The organism is Ulvibacterium sp. (assembly GCF_965228935.1).
Lineage (GTDB): Bacteria > Bacteroidota > Bacteroidia > Flavobacteriales > Flavobacteriaceae > Ulvibacterium.
On record NZ_OZ245846.1, the window covers coordinates 1,771,458 to 1,788,344 of the forward strand.

Consider the following 16,887-nt stretch of genomic DNA (forward strand, 5'->3'; position numbering starts at 1 on the left):
GTGGTGTTACCAAGGACTTCTGTATCTTTAAAATTGAATTTGTAAGAAAATGTTAGGTAAAAAGGCGATCAGAAAGTTTCTTTTTCGATGGATGGTGGTCAACATCGTCTTTGTTTTGATAAAGACTACCGTTGAGCATAAACAGGGAGGGATGCAGGCTTTTTTTTCATCTTCCAGCCTTTTTTACTATGGTTCGGCCTTCTTGTTTTTTATGGTCACATGGGAGTATAATGACTGGTTGATAAAAAGACAGTTAAGGAAAGGGAAACTTAATCTAAGGAACAGTATACGAATTTTTTTGAAGACCATGGCCCTGCTATTGCCTTTAAGTGCAGTTATATACTACCTGGCACTTTTCCCGCTTCGGGAAATTATAGATATTAGGTGCGAGGACCCATTGTTGCAGTTTAGAGGGGATTTCCTTAGAGCAGGGTTGATAGGTTCAACGGTTATTTTCATAAATCTATTCTATTTTTCCATGAAACAGAAGGAGGAATTGGAAAAACAAATGGAAGACCTAAAACGCGAAATGATGGCTTCGAAATACACCTCGCTAAAGAATCAAATTAGCCCGCATTTCCTCTTTAATAGTCTAAATACGCTTACCTCTTTAATGTACGAAGACCGGGATCTGGCATCTGATTTTGTGACTCGGCTGGCATCAAGTTACCGTTACATTTTGGATAACCGGGAACAAGATTTGGTGAGTCTACAAAAGGAGTTGAATTTTTTGGACGCCTTTGTTTTTATGATGAATGTTCGCCACAAGGATGCCGTAAGTATTAAAACCAGGATTACGATTTCCGTGGAGCACTATTGGATACCGACTTTGTCCCTACAAATGTTGGTGGAGAACTCGTTGAAGCACAATTACTATAGCAAGGAAAAGCCTTTGGAAATCCAGATATCCAACATTGGACATGATGCCTTGGTGGTCAGGAATAACTTAAGAAAAAGAGAGCTTAAGGAAGAGACGACTCAATTGGGATTGAACAATATCAAAAGGCGCTATTCCTATTACACCAATAAACAGGTATTGGTACGGGAGGAAATCGATTTTTTTGAGGTTATTATTCCCTTATTGGACAAGGCTATTCATAAAACGAGCTTAATTTCAATTTCGTAAAATGAAGGCGGTAATCATAGAGGATGAGGAATTTGCCTCTAAAAGATTGGGGCAATTGATAAGGGAACTATCTCCGGAGATAGCTATAGTGGGCAATTTAACTTCCGTAGAGAGTAGCATCTTATGGTTCTCAAAAAATACTTTGCCCGATTTGATTTTTCTGGACATTCAATTGAACGATGGTTATGGTTTCGACGTTTTGGATAAACTGGAAGAGCATCCTCCGGTAATTTTTACCACGGCCTATAACGAATACGCCATTCGGGGCTTTAAATATAATGGAATCGACTATTTGTTGAAGCCTATTGTAAAGAATGAACTTAAAAAGGCATTGGAAAAATTCCGCAAGAATTTGACCAGGAACGGGACATCCTCAACGGAGCATTTGGAGCATCTAAAACAGCTATTCCATAAAGAATATAAGCACCGTTTTATGGTAAAGGTGGGCAACCAGTTTCGCTCTTTCAATGTGGATGAGATCGCCTATTTTAAATCGTACGAAGGGCTTATCCATCTACATACCCATGCCAACCAATCCTACCCTATTGAATATTCCATAGACCAGCTCGAGGAGATTTTAAATCCCATCCAATTCTTTCGGATCAACAGAAAGTTCATGGTTTCTGTAAAGGCGGTAGTTGAAATCCATACCTACTTCAATAGTAGATTGTTGCTGAGGCTATTACCCAAAGAGGAAGGGCAGGTCATTGTTTCCAGGGAGCGGACTACCAAATTTAAGCGATGGTTGGATATGTAGTTTCCCTGGTTCGATTTGTAAATCGATGTTTTAATTTTCTGTTAATCCCAAAAGGTGTGCCTTTTAAAAGAAGTAACTTGCGGCCATAAATACAGCATGGCATATGAGAACATTTAAATTAATTCCCGTAGTATTACTCCTTTTCCTTGTGGGTAATCTTGAAGCCCAGAACAAAAAGGACAAAAAAATCATGAAAGATGCCGTTAAGGCCAAGAAAACGCTCTTAAAGACCAGTCCTGGTCTGGAGTCCTTTTTTGATAACTCCGCCGGTTATGTTATTTTTCCGAATGTAGGCAAAGGAGGCTTCATTATCGGAGGTGCCTCCGGAAATGGGGTCGTCTATGAAGAAGGAGGCAATGCTATAGGCATGGCCGATCTAAAAAAAATAAATGTGGGCTTCCAAGCAGGGGGGCAATCTATAATAGAGGTAATCTTTTTTGAGACCGATGTGGACCTGGACCGATTTAAGGAGGGCAAATTTGCCTTTGAAGCCTCGGCCTCCGCGGTAGCGTTAAAATCCGGTATTGCCGCAAATGCAAAGTATGTGGATGGGGTGGCCGTTTTTGCCTTGCCCAAAGCGGGTCTTATGGCCGATGCTTCCGTAGGAGGGCAAAAATTTGGGTATAGCCCGTTTTAAGCTTTTCTTATCGTTGTTGGACGAGAATGAACCTTCAGCAACCCAATATTGATATATAACCTTAGGGTTCGATTCAACTAAGTTAGTATAGAAAAAGGCCCTTGCAGCAATGCAAGGGCCTTTTTCTTAGCTCTAAAAGCGAGAACTTTCGAGCGGTCTTAAGTCTATCGTCTAATATCTAAAATCTAATATCTATAATATTCCGGCTTAAACGGTCCCTGTACTTCAACCCCGATATATTCCGCTTGATCCGGTTTTAGTTCGGTCAGTTCGGCACCCAAACGAGAAAGGTGCAGGGCTGCCACTTTTTCGTCCAAATGTTTGGGCAGCATATACACTTTGTTTTCGTATTTATCACTATTGTTCCAAAGCTCTATTTGTGCCAGTGTCTGGTTGGTAAAGGAGTTGCTCATCACAAAACTGGGATGCCCTGTCGCACAGCCCAAATTTACCAACCGTCCTTCGGCCAAAACAATAATGTCTTTTCCGTCTAGGGTATACTTATCTACTTGTGGCTTGATCTCATCCTTGGTATTTCCATAGTTTTTGTTCAACCAGGCCATGTCGATTTCATTGTCAAAGTGGCCTATGTTACAAACAATGGCCTTATCCTTCAAAGCTTTAAAATGTTCCGCCCGGATGATGTCCTTGTTGCCTGTTGTGGTAATAACAATATCGGCATTGCCGATTACGGTCTCCAACTTCTTCACTTCAAAACCGTCCATACAGGCCTGTAGGGCACAAATGGGATCAATTTCTGTAACGGTAACAATGGAACCGGCCCCTTTAAAGGACGCGGCCGTGCCTTTACCGACATCTCCATATCCGGCAACAACTACACGTTTTCCTGCCAACATGGTATCCGTTGCCCTGCGTATGGCATCCACGGCGCTTTCGCGACAGCCATATTTATTGTCAAATTTGGATTTGGTAACGGAATCGTTCACATTGATGGCCGGCATGGGCAAAACCCCATTTTTGAAACGTTCGTATAATCGGTGTACCCCGGTAGTGGTCTCCTCGGAAAGCCCTTTGATGCCATCGGTCAATTCAGGATATTGGTCCAGCACCATGTTGGTAAGGTCGCCCCCGTCATCCAAGATCATGTTCAAGGGTTTTCTTTCTTCACCAAAAAAAAGGGTCTGTTCTATACACCAATCAAACTCTTCCTCATTCATACCCTTCCACGCGTAAACGGGTATACCTGTAGCGGCGATGGCTGCAGCGGCATGATCTTGTGTAGAGAAAATATTGCAGGAACTCCACGTAACTTCAGCACCTAAGGCCGCCAAAGTTTCGATCAATACGGCAGTTTGTATGGTCATGTGCAGACATCCCGCGATTCGTGCTCCTTTTAAAGGTTGTTCATCTTTAAACTCTTCCCTAAGGGACATTAGACCCGGCATTTCGGCCTCTGCCAATTCAATCTCCTTCCTTCCCCAATCGGCAAGTGAAATATCCTTTACTTTATAGGGTACGTAAGAAACGATTTTGGTGCTCATACTGATTTTTATTTATTACTTTAGATTAAACAGGAAAACTTCCTTTTTTGCGATTGCAAAGTTACAAATATCCTAAGGAATAGCATGCCTCTGTATAAGACTATACCCATCAACTCATCGATATTGGTTTATATTTGGAAGATCCAGGAATCCGAAGAAGAGCTATCTAAAAGAATCCAGTTGACCCCTCATTGTCAAAAAAGGATAGACGGGATGAAATCCGAATTGCACCGAAGGGGATTTCTAAGTATTCGGCATTTGATGGCGGAGGCAGGATATGTGGATGCTGATCTGTACTATGATACCGCAGGTAAGCCTCACCTCGTGGATGGTAAAAAGATTTCTATCACCCATTCCGGCCATTTTACCGGTATCATTGTCAGTGATACCACGGAGGTAGGGATAGATATCGAAAGGCAAAGGGACAAGATATTGCGCATTGCCCATAAATTTACGCCCATTGAGGAGTATCGGACCATAGCCAATACGGATGCCTTGGTCCGAAAACTCACCATTGTCTGGGGAGCCAAGGAATCCCTCTATAAAATATGTTCTGATCCCGGAATCAGTTTTTTGCATCACATAGATGTTAAGGATTTTTCGTTCGCGGATAATACCACAACTGCCGAAGTTTTGTATCATGGAAATTTATCATACTATGATATCCATTTTTTGGAATTTGAAAACTTTTGCTGCGTATATGCGCTAAAAAGTTGATAAGTTTGCGGTTTATATTTCACTAAACTTTCCTAGCACTGAATTATGCACATTTCCGTAGAGCTTACTTTTTCCCCTTTACAAGATGATTTTGAGAAGCACATCATAAATTTTATTAAAAAGCTAAGGGCCTCTGGGCTTACCATCTTGGAAAATCCGTTAAGTACCCAGGTCTATGGCGACTATGATGCTGTAATGGCGGTACTGCATGCCGAGATAAAGGTGGCTTTTGAGTTGATGGACAAAGGTTTGCTGTATATGAAAATAGTAAAATCCGACCGAAGCGGGTATGAGCCTCATTTTTGATTGGATTTTTTCGCAGTATCAGGACACCCCCACCCATATTGTTGTCCTGGAATTGGTAAGTGCTTTTTTTGCGCTATTAAGCGTTATATACTCCAAACGTGGGAATATATTGGTCTTTCCCACAGGAATAATCGCAACGGGAATAGCGGTATATATTTTATGGATTTATGGTCTCTTGGGAGATATGCTTATCAATGCCTACTATTTTGTCATGAGTATAGTAGGTTGGTTTGCCTGGACAAGAAAAGTGGACGAGACCCACTTTATACCGGTTACCTTAATGACCCCAAGGGAAAAGAGATGGTCGATCCTGCTTTTTATGGCAACCATTGTTTTTGTGGCCATTATCTACTCGGCTATGGACAGGTTTAATACTTGGACAGCATATACAGATATACTTACAACGGCATTTTTTTTCGTAGGGATGTGGCTTATGGCCAAAAAGAAGTTGGAGAATTGGATATATCTGATTATTGGTGACATCATTACCGTTCCACTCTATTTGTACAAAGGACTTATCTTTAGTGCTATACTGTTTTTCATTTTAACCATAATTGCCATTTTCGGATATTTCTCATGGAAGAAAGACTTGAACAAGAGCCCTCGGACATTGTTAAGGTAGTACTGTATGGCCCTGAATCTACTGGAAAGACAACTATGTCGGAACAGTTGGCAAGACACTACAATACCGTATGGGTGCCCGAATATGCACGGGAATATCTACAGGACAAGTGGAACAATGAGCGCAAGACCTGTGAACCCCACGACTTGTTGCCCATTGCCGAAGGTCAAATGAAGCTTGAAAACGAACTGACCAAAAAAGCGACAAAAGTTCTTCTTTGTGATACGGATTTGTTGGAGACCAAAGTATATTCCGAGGCCTATTATGTTGGGCATTGTAATCCATTGCTCGAAAAGTATGCATTGAAAAACTCGTACCATCTTTATTTCTTGACGTATATCGATGTTCCCTGGGTAGGGGACGACCTCAGGGACAAACCCAATGAACGAGAACGAATGTTTGCTTATTTTAAGGAAACTTTAGAAAAATATAACCGTAATTTTGTGATCCTAAAAGGAGATAGGAAGACACGTTTGTCGACCGCCATACAACATATAGATAATTTATTGGAAAAATGATACGGCTTTCGGAAAAGGACTGGGAACAACTGGAGAACAAGGGAATTACAAAAGAAACTGTAGTAGGTCAAATCGAGACTTTTAAGGAAGGAATTCCTTTTGTCCGGTTGGAAAAAGCAGCTGTAATAGGAGACGGGATTTCCAAGTTTTCCGAAGATCAGCAGACCCGGCTGGTTCGCTATTTTGAGGAGAACGGCAAGGCGCTTAGGCTATTAAAATTTGTGCCTGCCTCCGGGGCGGCTTCCCGGATGTTCAAGGCCTTGTTCAATTTTTTGGATACCTATGACCCTGACCACGAAAGTTTGGAGGACTATTTGGAGCGAACTAAGGATATTGACCTTAAGAAGTTTTCAGAAGGCTTAAAAGACCTTCCGTTTTATGATTTGGTACGGAATAGAATAGCGGAAAAAGCAAATATCAAAGGGAAGGAAATATACGTATTCGTTAAGGAAATGATGTCCGAGAATACCCTTAACTATGGTTTTTACCCCAAAGGGCTTTTGCCATTCCATAATTATGGAGAATATGTGGCTACCCCTTTTGAGGAGCATTTGACGGAAGCCGCCAACTATGCCAAGACCGGGTCTACTGCAAACCTACACTTTACGATTTCCCCACAGCATGAGGAAATGTTCAACAAAGAATTCAGTTCGGTTAAGGAGAGGGTATCCGTTGAGACAAACACTTCCTTTCAGGTCGGATATTCTTATCAAAAGCCTTCTACCGATACCATAGCCGTAGATATGGAAAACAACCCATTTCGTAATACTGATGGTTCGTTGTTGTTCAGACCTGGCGGACATGGGGCATTGATTGAAAATCTGAACGAACAGGATGCCGATATCATATTCATTAAAAATATAGATAACGTGGTTGTTCCAGAAGTCTTGGAGGAAGTATCGGACAGCAAAAAAACATTGGCAGGAGTTTTATTGGAGGTTCAACAAAAGGCATTTGAATATGCGAGATTTTTGGATGGAGACCCACATGAAAAAGAAAAACTAGGTGAAATAAAGGATTTTTTGACCAGCCGGCTAAACGTTCGGTTTTCCGATAATTTTTCAAGCTTGGACACAACAGGGCAGGTTAGGATACTAAAGGACAAAGTAAACCGGCCCATACGCGTTTGCGGGATGGTCAAGAACGAAGGAGAACCTGGAGGAGGCCCGTTCTGGATTCGGGATAGGCATGATACGGTTTCTTTACAGATTGTGGAATCCGCCCAAGTAGACATGAATGACAGTGGGCAGGTAGCCATTTTTAGGAACTCCACTCATTTTAACCCTGTGGATTTAGTCTGTGGGATCAAGGATTATAGAGGAGCAAAATATGATTTGCTGAATTTCATAGACCCCAAACAGGGATTTATTACAGGAAAAACAAAGGAAGGCAGGGAATTAAAAGCCTTGGAACTTCCGGGCCTATGGAACGGTGCCATGGCCTTTTGGAATACCATATTCGTGGAAGTGCCATTGTCTACCTTTAACCCGGTCAAAACAGTAAACGATTTACTAAAACCTTCTCACCAAGTAAGCTAAACCCATTAAATCTTCACTATAAATACAAACATGGAAAATGTGTGTAAATCTTATACACTTTTCTTAAGTTTTTACACACCGCTATACAATTACGCTAAGAAGTAATGTTTTATCAAGACATTGATTTTCAATTAGTTATATCTGTTTTCCTAAAAACCGCCACCTTGGCATTATTTTCCCTTTGGTATGGGCAAGTAACAAAACAAATACAATAATCTAAACACAAGAAAAATGAAAAAAGTAATGTTAGTTGCAGTAATGGCCCTAGGAACCATGACTGCTTTTGCACAAGAAGAGGTAACCGAAGAAGCAACTACAAACTTGGAAGAAGTTGCAACTGAAGCTATTGAGGCCCAAGATGGTTTTAACGAAGTAGCTTTGGAAGAATTACCGGAAGCTATCACCCAAGCTTTGGAAGCTGCACATCCAGGAGCTTCAGTAGTTAAGGCTTACATGAACGAGCAGTCCCAATACAAACTTGAAGTAGCCAAGGAGGACGGTGAGCAAGTTGAGTTGTATGCAGATGCCGAGGGCAACTGGATAGAGATGTAATTTAAGCACGTATTATATCCATAGAGTTAATTAATATATCGCTTAGTTTGGTTTTAAAATCCCTGGCCTCATGGCTAGGGATTTTTGTTAGGTATCCATAAAAGATACCCAAATAAGCCGTTTCCAAATAGGTGTATTAATGCAGCGAAAAGACCAAATCGTTCAAGATCTCAGTTGCACAACGTTCCATACCAATTAAAAATGCTGTCGATAGCTCCTTTGACCCCAAGATTTTTTCATCTACAATGTGCAGCCGTGTATGTTTTACACGGTTTAAAAAACAAATACCCACAATTACACACTGCTAGCTAAATCTGATTCTTTTTAATTAATTGATAGTGAGATTGTTAAACCTTAATCTGGATTCTGGTATCATTTTTTCTTTCTATGGTTCATGTTTAATTAATAATAGCATTAAAATTTGAAAATCATGAAAAAATTAGTTTTTGTTTTAGCATTGTCTCTTGGAAGTCTAACAGCTTTTGCCCAAGATACTGCTGAAGCCCAGATAGATGCTTCCGAGGCCGTTGCCGCCCAGGATGATTTTTCGGAAATCGGCGCTAGTGAATTGCCAGAAGCGGTAACCGCCGCAGTAGCCAAAAATTATCCTACCGCTACCATAGACAAGGCTTACGTTAACGAATCGAAACAATACAAGCTCGAAGTTTCCTTGGAGGATGGAACCTCTGGAACTTTGTATGCTGACGAAAGTGGTAACTGGATCGAAATGTAAATAACTTGAGTTATTTGTTTTGTATCAAGTTGGTTTGGTCGGAAAGGGGTCGTCATTGTGCGACCCCTTTCTATTTGAGCTAACCCGTCTCTAGGAATCAGCAAGTTTTTTCTTAAAGTACCTTATTTCCAAATAGTTGCCATAGAATTGATTTTGGTCTGCAGAATGTCATTTTTTAGAATTGTATTCAAAGAACTTTAACTGAATTTACCTGTAGATACCGGAGAGTTCCCGCGTTTTCATCCTCGATCTAAAAATGGTGGTAGATAGATTAATCTCGTGAATAAAAGGATTCTACCTATGAAAGAGGGTGCTACAAAAGAGTGGAGTAACCAAAGTTGAACCACTGATTTCACCCCCTGATTTCTTGTATCAATTTATGATAATTTTAAAAGGCAAAGAGCTTTCTTATGCTATTTTTACGTACATATAGCGTACAAGAATTTTTTTATGCCAAACATCTTGATCATCGAGGACGATGCCGCCTTTTGCCAAATGCTACAGAAGTTTTTGACCAAAAGAGGATATGAAGTGGAAATTTGCTACCACGCCACGGATGCCAAGAAAAAGTTTAAATCCACTGATTTTGATGTCATTTTAACAGATTTGCGTTTACCGGATTCCGATGGGATACAGTTATTGGCCGATATAAAGAAAGTAAAACCCAAAATCCCTGTTATCCTTATGACGGGCTACGCGGAAGTAGGCACAGCGGTAAAGGCCATGAAGCAGGGTGCTTATGATTATATTTCCAAACCCTTTACTCCCGAAGAAATTATCATGGTCATTGAGAATGCATTAAAAGCAAAGGTATATAAAGTTACACATGACGATTCCGTTGCACAAAAACCCGGTCAAAAAGAAACATCTTCAGAATATTCAAGAAATTCAGATCAAAAGACCATATTGGGAGTCAGTGATGCTTCAAAGAAGTTGGATGATTATATTAAGCTAGTGGCACCTACCGATATGTCCGTATTGATTACGGGAGATAGTGGAACGGGTAAGGAGGTCACCGCTCGAGCGATACATAATGCCAGCAAGCGCAAGGATTACAACTTTGTGGCCGTGGATTGCGGAGCCATTCCAAAAGAATTGGCCGCGAGCGAATTTTTTGGTCACATAAAAGGGAGTTTTACCGGGGCCGTTGAAGACAAAATCGGAAACTTTGAAGCAGCCAATGGAGGTACTTTGTTCCTGGACGAGGTAGGGAACCTTTCCTATGAAAATCAAATCCAATTGTTGAGGGCCCTACAGGAGCGGAAGATAAAACGGGTAGGCAGTACCAAGGAAACTCATGTGGATGTTCGTATTATAACGGCCACTAATGAGGATTTGATACTTGCCGTTCAAAACGGAAACTTTAGGGAAGACCTGTACCACAGGTTAAACGAGTTTTCCATTCAAATCCCGTCCTTGGAAGAAAGGTTTGAAGATTTGATTTTGTTTGCTGACCATTTTTTGGCCAAGGCCAATAAAAATTTGAACAAGGAAGTTCATGGTTTCTCGGCGGAAGTATGGGAGGCCTTTCAACAGTACCATTGGCCGGGAAATTTAAGGGAACTTCAAAATGTGGTCAAAAGGGCGGTACTTTTAACGGTGGGTGATGAGGTAAGGATAGAAACCCTGCCTAAAGAGGTTTTAGGGTCTACCCATAATAGTTCGATAAAGGTTGAAAATTTCTCTAAGTCCGATTTTGAAAAAGACCGTATCATCAAAGCGTTGAAAAAGACCAATTTCAACAAGTCAAAAGCCGCAAAATTATTACAGGTTACCCGTAAAACACTTTACAACAAAATCAACCACTATAACTTGGACTTGTAACCAACCTATTCTCCATTTCAGATATCAATAGGCGTACTTTTTGCTCTAGCAACAGGAAATCGTTATGGAGGGTATTGGTGTTTATGAAATCAGGGGTCGCCATTTCAAATTTCTCCAATAAAGGCAAACATTTTTCCACCTTAAGCTGCCTGAACATGGGTAACATACGATGGGCAACATTATTTAGCCGAGCGTAATCCTGGGCTTTGATCGTTTCGTCCAATAAGCCCATGCTAATCCGTGTGTCATTTAAAAATGTCTGTAAAACCTCAAAAATGGCATCTTCGTTTTTTCCCAAAAAGGAATGGATAATAGCTAAGCTATAATTTTTGGACTTTCCTTCTTCAGAAGGGTTTTTAGTTTTTGTGTCGGGTGTCTTTTTAGTGTCCATACCCATTGACTTCAGGACGGTAACAAGTTCATCTTTGGAGAAGGGCTTTCGTAGAACTTGGTCAAATCCCTCAGAGGTATAGGTATCGATTTTAAAATCCCTTCTGCCTGTCATGGCGATAACGGGTTGGCCCTTATAATGTTCGTATTGCCCGGACCTTAATTTCTTCAAGACTTCAAAACCGCTTGTTTGGGGCATTTGTATATCCGTTAAAACCAGATTATAGGTCAAAGGGGAATCCTCTTTTACGAATTGAAAGTTGGTAAAGATATGAGGGGTGATTCCCATACTTGCCATAAGTTCTCGTAACATACCTAAAAGAGCGGTATCGTCATCGATGATCAATATACTGAGGTCAGATGCCAAGTCAGGAATTTTTCGCTCTACAGAACCTAATTTCTGTTGCGTTGTTTGCAGGGGTAGCTTAAGGGTAAATGTACTACCTTGGTCTACCTTGCTTTCCAAACTCAATGACCCGTTAAGCAATTCCGTCAACTTTTTGGATATGGTAAGTCCTAGGCCGTACCCTCCGAATTTTTTTTCGGTATCCGTATCCGCCTGTGCGAATTCCTTAAAAATAAGTCCTTGCTTTTCCTTGGGAATCCCTATGCCAGTATCCGTGACCGATATCCGCGCTATACTATTTTCTTTACCTTCCTTAAAGGTATGGGCCTTAACCTCTATATGGCCCTCTTCCGTAAACTTAAAGGCGTTTGCAATAAGATTGGTAAGTACTTGACGCAGGCGGAAGGGATCGCCCAATACCGTTTTTTGTAGTGAAGCATCTATTTCGAGCTTTAGCTTCAGCTTTTTATATGCATAAAGAGCCTGAAGGTTTTCGGCGGTTTCTTGGATAAGATATGCGGGTATAAAGGGGATTTTTTCAATCTTTAACTTACCCGCTTCCAATTTTGAAAAATCTAAAAGGTCATTTACCAGACTTCCTACATAACCGGTAGAGGAGGTTATGTTCTTTAGATATCCCTCCTGTTTTTGGGTTAGCTCCGTATTTTCCATAAGTTCCGCATATCCTTGTATGGTGTTCAAAGGGGTTCGTAGATCATGGCTAACCGTAGAAATTAATTGTTCCCTACTTTTTAACAAGGACTCGGAATATTTTTTCTCTTTTTCCAATTTCTGCCTGTAGGTCTGCACCTTCCAAAAATCGCGGTTGATCAAAAAAGTAAAAATTCCTACAACAATAAAGCCCAATAAGGCTGCCAAACCGGCCAAGCGAATACTCTTCCGTAGGGCGGATTGCTTTTTTAAATTATCGTTATAAGTGTTCAGCACTATCTCCTGCTCCAATGCGTAAACAATGTTACGCAGTTGTTGGGAGAGCTCCAGGTCGGTACGGTTAATTTCATTTTCTTTTTGGGCCAGGAAACGTTGCGTCCTTGCATCTTTCATTTTAGCTTCGGTCAAGAGGGCCTTGGAAGCGTTAAGAACGGAATCGATTTTTTCAGAGTCTGGAATGGAAGAAGTATCCGCAGGAATGTTCTCGTTCAAATAGGCGACCCAATCTTCCAATACCTTTCGTTTATATGGGGAGAGTTTCTCAGGGTTCTTTTCAAAATTGTATACCGTGAGTTTTCCGAACGAGGCCTCCATTTTCCGGAACTCCTCTATTACATTGTCTATTGAGCGGTTGTTCTCATTTTTTACCTTTAGGCTACGAAGTTCATTGCTATTGGCTACTTTCTGTTCCAATAACAATTTTACGCTGTCCAATTTCACTTTTTGGGAAGGATCGATGGCTAGTTGTTTCAGGGAATCTATTTCAATGAAAACAGAATCGATTTTTTTGGCATATGCATTGAAATTCTGTTGGGTCTTGGTCTGCAACGCCAATTTGGACAGACTTTCCGCTTCATAGATCTGGGTGACCAAAGCCCCTGTCTTTAATAACTTGATATCACTTTTAACAGCGGTTTTGTTATTAACCAGAACCTGTATCTCCGAATAGATAAAGTATCCCGCTACCGAGGCAAGTACACACAACATCAAGTAACTGATGGCCACCTTAAACGTAAATCTATTCCTGGATTTGTCCATATATCTACATAATGCCCCTGGGTATTGTAAATACGTATAAACTGCGGTCAGGGTTTACAATAGGACATTAATTGTTCCAAAGATTATGATATGTGTAGTTTGAGTTGTAAGTTTGTCCCATCTCAAAGGGGTGCGAACTCCTGACAAAACTTTAAGGGCAAAGACTCTTACAAGTCCAGGATAAGCTGAGATTATACCCAATGAACCTGGGCGGGTAATGCCGCCAAGGAACGCGCAAGTCGCTTTTTGGAATTTCTTTCGTTCTTAATTGAACAAAAAATCAAGTTTAACACAGAATAATAACCCCTTTTATTCGTCGCTAATTTTTTAGTACGGATGAAACTGCTTTATTCTAAATTTTTATCTACTACCGCTTTCGGAAATAGCGGTTACATGCGACCTCTTACAAACAATAGGAAGCATCGCATGAAAATTGTATTCATAACAGTTACCCTCTTTGGGCTCAACATGGTCGTTTTGGCCCAGCAAAATCCAACAGATTCCTTGGAAGGAAAGAAAATTGTACTGGACGAGGTCTTTGTTTCGGCGATTCGCGTAACCAAGGAAACGCCGGTTACTTTTTCCAATTTGAAGAAGGAGGAGGTAGCTCCCAGAAATTTAGGGCAGGATATCCCTATATTGATGAATTTTCTACCTTCGGTAGTTACCACTTCCGATGCCGGTGCCGGGATAGGCTATACCGGAATACGCGTCAGGGGAAGTGATGCAACACGGGTAAATGTCACCATTAACGGAATTCCCTATAATGATGCGGAATCGCAGGGAACCTTTTGGGTAAACATGCCCGATTTTGCCTCCTCTACCGAAAGTTTGCAATTGCAAAGGGGCGTAGGGACATCCACCAATGGGGCGGGGGCCTTTGGTGCCAGCTTAAACTTATTGACCGATGGGTTTTCCGAAGAAGCCTATGGGCAAATCTCCAGTTCAATAGGTAGCTTCGCTACCTTGCGGAATAACATTAAGTTTAGTTCCGGACTGTTGAACGATAGGATCGAGATTTCGGGACGCCTGTCCAGAATTACCTCGGATGGCTATGTAGATAGGGCCTCTTCTGAACTTGAGTCCTATTTTTTGCAGGGCGCCTTCAAAGATGACAATACCTTGATCAAGGCGTTGCTTTTTGGCGGGCATGAAATAACCTATCAATCGTGGTTCGGTATCGATGCCGAGACGTTACGCACGAATAGAACATTTAATCCTGCAGGCATATATACCGATGAAGATGGCAATACACAATTCTATGAAAATGAAGTGGACAACTATAAACAAGATCATGCACAATTGCTTTGGAACGAAAGCATTTCGGAAAATTGGAGTACCAATATTGCCTTGCACTATACACGCGGAAGAGGATTCTTTGAACAGTTTAGGGAAGACGATGATTTTGCCACTTACGGATTTGAACCGCTTACGGTCAATGGCGAGGAAGTGAATACGACGGACCTGATCCGTAGGCGTTGGTTGGATAACGATTTTTATGGGACTGTATTTTCCGCAAACTATCGGAAGAACAAATGGGATGTAATCCTCGGTGGAGGATGGAACAAATATGAGGGAGATCATTTTGGAGAGGTCATTTGGGCCCGTTTTGCCTCCAATAGTGAAATTCGGGATAGGTATTATGATGATACCTCCATTAAGACTGATTTTAATGTTTTTGCCAAAGCCAATTACAAACTAGACCCAAAATGGAGCCTTTTTGGGGATATGCAATACAGGCGGGTTAGGTATGAAGCCAATGGGGAGGAAACCGGACTTGTTGATGATACCTTTAACTTTTTTAACCCCAAAGTAGGGTTGACCTATGATTTGAACCGAAACAACAACTTCTATTTTTCCTATGCAAGGGCCAATCGGGAACCCAATCGAAACGATTATGAAAATGGCAATCCCAAACCTGAGAAACTCAATGATTTTGAATTGGGTTGGCGCTATGTTTCCCCGGATGTTCAGTTGAATACGAATGTCTATTACATGCGCTATAAAGATCAATTGGTGCTTACGGGGGAACTCAATGATGTAGGAGCCCCCTTGCGGGCCAACGTAGGGGACAGTTATCGTTTGGGACTGGAAGTAGATGCCAATGTTCAAATGGGAGATAAATTTTGGGTGAGGCCAAACGTGGCTCTGAGCACCAATAAGAATCTGGATTTTGTATTTGAACGAGATGGGGTTCTCCAGGATTTGGGCAATACCAATATTGCCTATTCGCCGAATCTGGTCATCGGAAATCAGTTGGGTTTTGCCCCTACGGAACAGTGGCTGATCTCCGCATTGACGAAGTATGTTGGCAAACAATACATGGGCAATATAGATAGCGAAGCCTCTGTACTTGAAGCCTATTCCCAGACCGATTTGAACGTTCAATACGTATGGGAAATGAATACCTTTCTTAAAAGTATTACCTTCTCCGGATTGGTAAACAATATCTTTGATCAGGACATTGTCTCCAACGGCTTTTTTTTCACCTTTGATGATGACTCCTCGGGAAGTATTACCACATTTGAGGGTGCTGGATTCTACCCACAGGCGGGAATCAATTTTTTATTGGGTGCCACGGTACGTTTTTAAACTATCTGTAAACGTGTACTTTTGTTGAACAAATGATAAGCTGATATGAAAACCGTTCGTTGGGGTATTATAGGTTGTGGCGATGTGACAGAGGTCAAAAGTGGACCGGCGTACCAAAATACGGAGGGCTTTGAACTGGTGGCAGTAATGCGCAGGGATGTTGAAAAAGCCAAGGATTATGCCAAACGGCACGGTGTTCCCAAGTTTTACCCGGATGCCGATAACCTTATTTCGGATGATGAAGTAGACGCCGTATACATTGCTACCCCTCCCGATTCGCATAAATACTATGCGCTAAAAGTGGCCGAGGCCGGAAAACCCTGTTGCATCGAAAAGCCCATGGCGCCCTCTTATGCGGATAGTTTGGAAATTTACGAGGCCTTCCAGAAGAAGAACATTCCATTGTTTATTGCCTACTACAGGAGGTCGCTTCCACGGTTTGAAAAGATAAAGGGCTGGTTGGATGGCCGCCTTATCGGTACGGTAAGAACTATAAAATGGCAGCTTTCAAAGCCGGCTTCGGATTTGGATAAAAGCAACGGCTACAATTGGCGTACCGATGCCAAAATTGCCCCAGGAGGTTATTTTGATGACTTGGCAAGCCATGGTTTGGATTTGTTTTGCTATCTATTGGGCCAGGTTGTGGAGGCCAAGGGAGTGGCTTTGAACCAGCAAGGATTGTATTCGGCCAAGGATGCTGTCACGGCCTGTTGGGAACACGAAAGTGGTATAACCGGCTATGGCAATTGGAATTTCGGGAGTTATAGCCACGAGGATTCGGTGGAAATAGTTGGAGACGAAGGGAAGATTTCATTCTCTATCTTTCACGACAACCCTTTGGAATTGGAGAACGGACAAGGAAGGGAAACCTTAGAAATTGAAAATCCTCAGTATATTCAGAAATATCACGTTGCCTATATGAAGAGTCATTTGTTCAGGGAATCTGTACATCCTTCGTTGGGAAGTTCGGGACTACATACCAGTTGGGTCATGGATAAGATTCTCGGCGTACTGTGA

General features: G+C 41.6%; 15 protein-coding genes. 13 read left to right on the top strand and 2 right to left on the bottom strand.

Going from position 1 to position 16,887, the window contains the following annotated elements:
• The first annotated feature begins 49 nt into the window (after window positions 1-49).
• The 3 genes from ACO06Y_RS07340 to ACO06Y_RS07350 all read left to right on the top strand — a co-directional run bounded on the left by ACO06Y_RS07340 (window position 50) and on the right by ACO06Y_RS07350 (window position 2,520).
• Window positions 50-1,126 (top strand): sensor histidine kinase, encoded by a 1,077-nt coding sequence (locus ACO06Y_RS07340; RefSeq protein WP_422083183.1) that lies wholly within the window; start codon window positions 50-52, stop codon window positions 1,124-1,126.
• A 1-nt stretch (window position 1,127) separates the two neighbouring features.
• Window positions 1,128-1,883, top strand: a complete 756-nt coding sequence (locus tag ACO06Y_RS07345; protein ID WP_422083184.1) for a LytR/AlgR family response regulator transcription factor — start codon at window positions 1,128-1,130, stop codon at window positions 1,881-1,883.
• A gap of 103 nt (window positions 1,884-1,986) precedes the next feature.
• Window positions 1,987-2,520, top strand: a complete 534-nt coding sequence (locus tag ACO06Y_RS07350; RefSeq protein WP_422083185.1) for a hypothetical protein — start codon at window positions 1,987-1,989, stop codon at window positions 2,518-2,520.
• Between the two features lie 185 nt (window positions 2,521-2,705).
• Here ACO06Y_RS07350 and ahcY read toward each other — a convergent pair whose 3' ends face one another.
• The gene (ahcY, locus tag ACO06Y_RS07355) at window positions 2,706-4,022 is read right to left on the bottom strand and encodes an adenosylhomocysteinase (RefSeq protein ID WP_422083186.1); all 1,317 of its coding nucleotides are present in this window, start codon (window positions 4,020-4,022) and stop codon (window positions 2,706-2,708) included.
• Between the two features lie 84 nt (window positions 4,023-4,106).
• Between ahcY and ACO06Y_RS07360 the strand changes: the two genes are divergently transcribed.
• The 8 genes from ACO06Y_RS07360 (at window position 4,107) to ACO06Y_RS07395 (ending at window position 10,832) form a co-directional block, all read left to right on the top strand.
• Window positions 4,107-4,739, top strand: a complete 633-nt coding sequence (locus tag ACO06Y_RS07360; protein WP_422083187.1) for a 4'-phosphopantetheinyl transferase superfamily protein — start codon at window positions 4,107-4,109, stop codon at window positions 4,737-4,739.
• A gap of 45 nt (window positions 4,740-4,784) precedes the next feature.
• The gene (locus ACO06Y_RS07365; RefSeq protein WP_422083188.1) at window positions 4,785-5,045 is read left to right on the top strand and encodes a thiamine-binding protein; all 261 of its coding nucleotides are present in this window, start codon (window positions 4,785-4,787) and stop codon (window positions 5,043-5,045) included.
• A complete protein-coding gene (pnuC, locus tag ACO06Y_RS07370; RefSeq protein WP_422083189.1) occupies window positions 5,029-5,667 on the top strand; it encodes a nicotinamide riboside transporter PnuC in 639 nt (212 codons plus the stop codon). Before ACO06Y_RS07365 ends, pnuC begins: the two co-directional genes overlap by 17 nt.
• On the top strand, window positions 5,622-6,185 hold the full coding sequence (locus ACO06Y_RS07375; protein ID WP_422083190.1) for an AAA family ATPase: 564 nt from the start codon (window positions 5,622-5,624) through the stop codon (window positions 6,183-6,185). The genes pnuC and ACO06Y_RS07375 overlap by 46 nt, the downstream gene beginning before the upstream one ends.
• Window positions 6,182-7,723, top strand: coding sequence for a DUF4301 family protein (locus tag ACO06Y_RS07380; RefSeq protein ID WP_422083191.1), 1,542 nt, complete (start codon window positions 6,182-6,184; stop codon window positions 7,721-7,723). Before ACO06Y_RS07375 ends, ACO06Y_RS07380 begins: the two co-directional genes overlap by 4 nt.
• Window positions 7,724-7,966: 243 nt before the next feature.
• On the top strand, window positions 7,967-8,275 hold the full coding sequence (locus ACO06Y_RS07385; protein ID WP_422083192.1) for a hypothetical protein: 309 nt from the start codon (window positions 7,967-7,969) through the stop codon (window positions 8,273-8,275).
• Between the two features lie 430 nt (window positions 8,276-8,705).
• Window positions 8,706-9,008 (top strand): hypothetical protein, encoded by a 303-nt coding sequence (locus ACO06Y_RS07390; protein WP_422083193.1) that lies wholly within the window; start codon window positions 8,706-8,708, stop codon window positions 9,006-9,008.
• 450 nt (window positions 9,009-9,458) lie between these two features.
• The gene (locus tag ACO06Y_RS07395) at window positions 9,459-10,832 is read left to right on the top strand and encodes a sigma-54-dependent transcriptional regulator (protein ID WP_422083194.1); all 1,374 of its coding nucleotides are present in this window, start codon (window positions 9,459-9,461) and stop codon (window positions 10,830-10,832) included.
• Here the strand turns inward: ACO06Y_RS07395 and ACO06Y_RS07400 are convergent.
• Window positions 10,807-13,278, bottom strand: coding sequence for a hybrid sensor histidine kinase/response regulator (locus tag ACO06Y_RS07400; protein WP_422083195.1), 2,472 nt, complete (start codon window positions 13,276-13,278; stop codon window positions 10,807-10,809). The two genes, ACO06Y_RS07395 and ACO06Y_RS07400, sit on opposite strands and share 26 nt — an antisense overlap.
• A 426-nt stretch (window positions 13,279-13,704) precedes the next feature.
• Here ACO06Y_RS07400 and ACO06Y_RS07405 point away from each other — a divergent pair, with 426 nt between their 5' ends.
• A complete protein-coding gene (locus ACO06Y_RS07405; RefSeq protein WP_422083196.1) occupies window positions 13,705-15,870 on the top strand; it encodes a TonB-dependent receptor in 2,166 nt (721 codons plus the stop codon).
• A 45-nt stretch (window positions 15,871-15,915) separates the two neighbouring features.
• Window positions 15,916-16,887: a Gfo/Idh/MocA family protein gene (locus ACO06Y_RS07410; RefSeq protein ID WP_422083197.1), complete on the top strand. Its 972-nt coding sequence runs from the start codon at window positions 15,916-15,918 to the stop codon at window positions 16,885-16,887.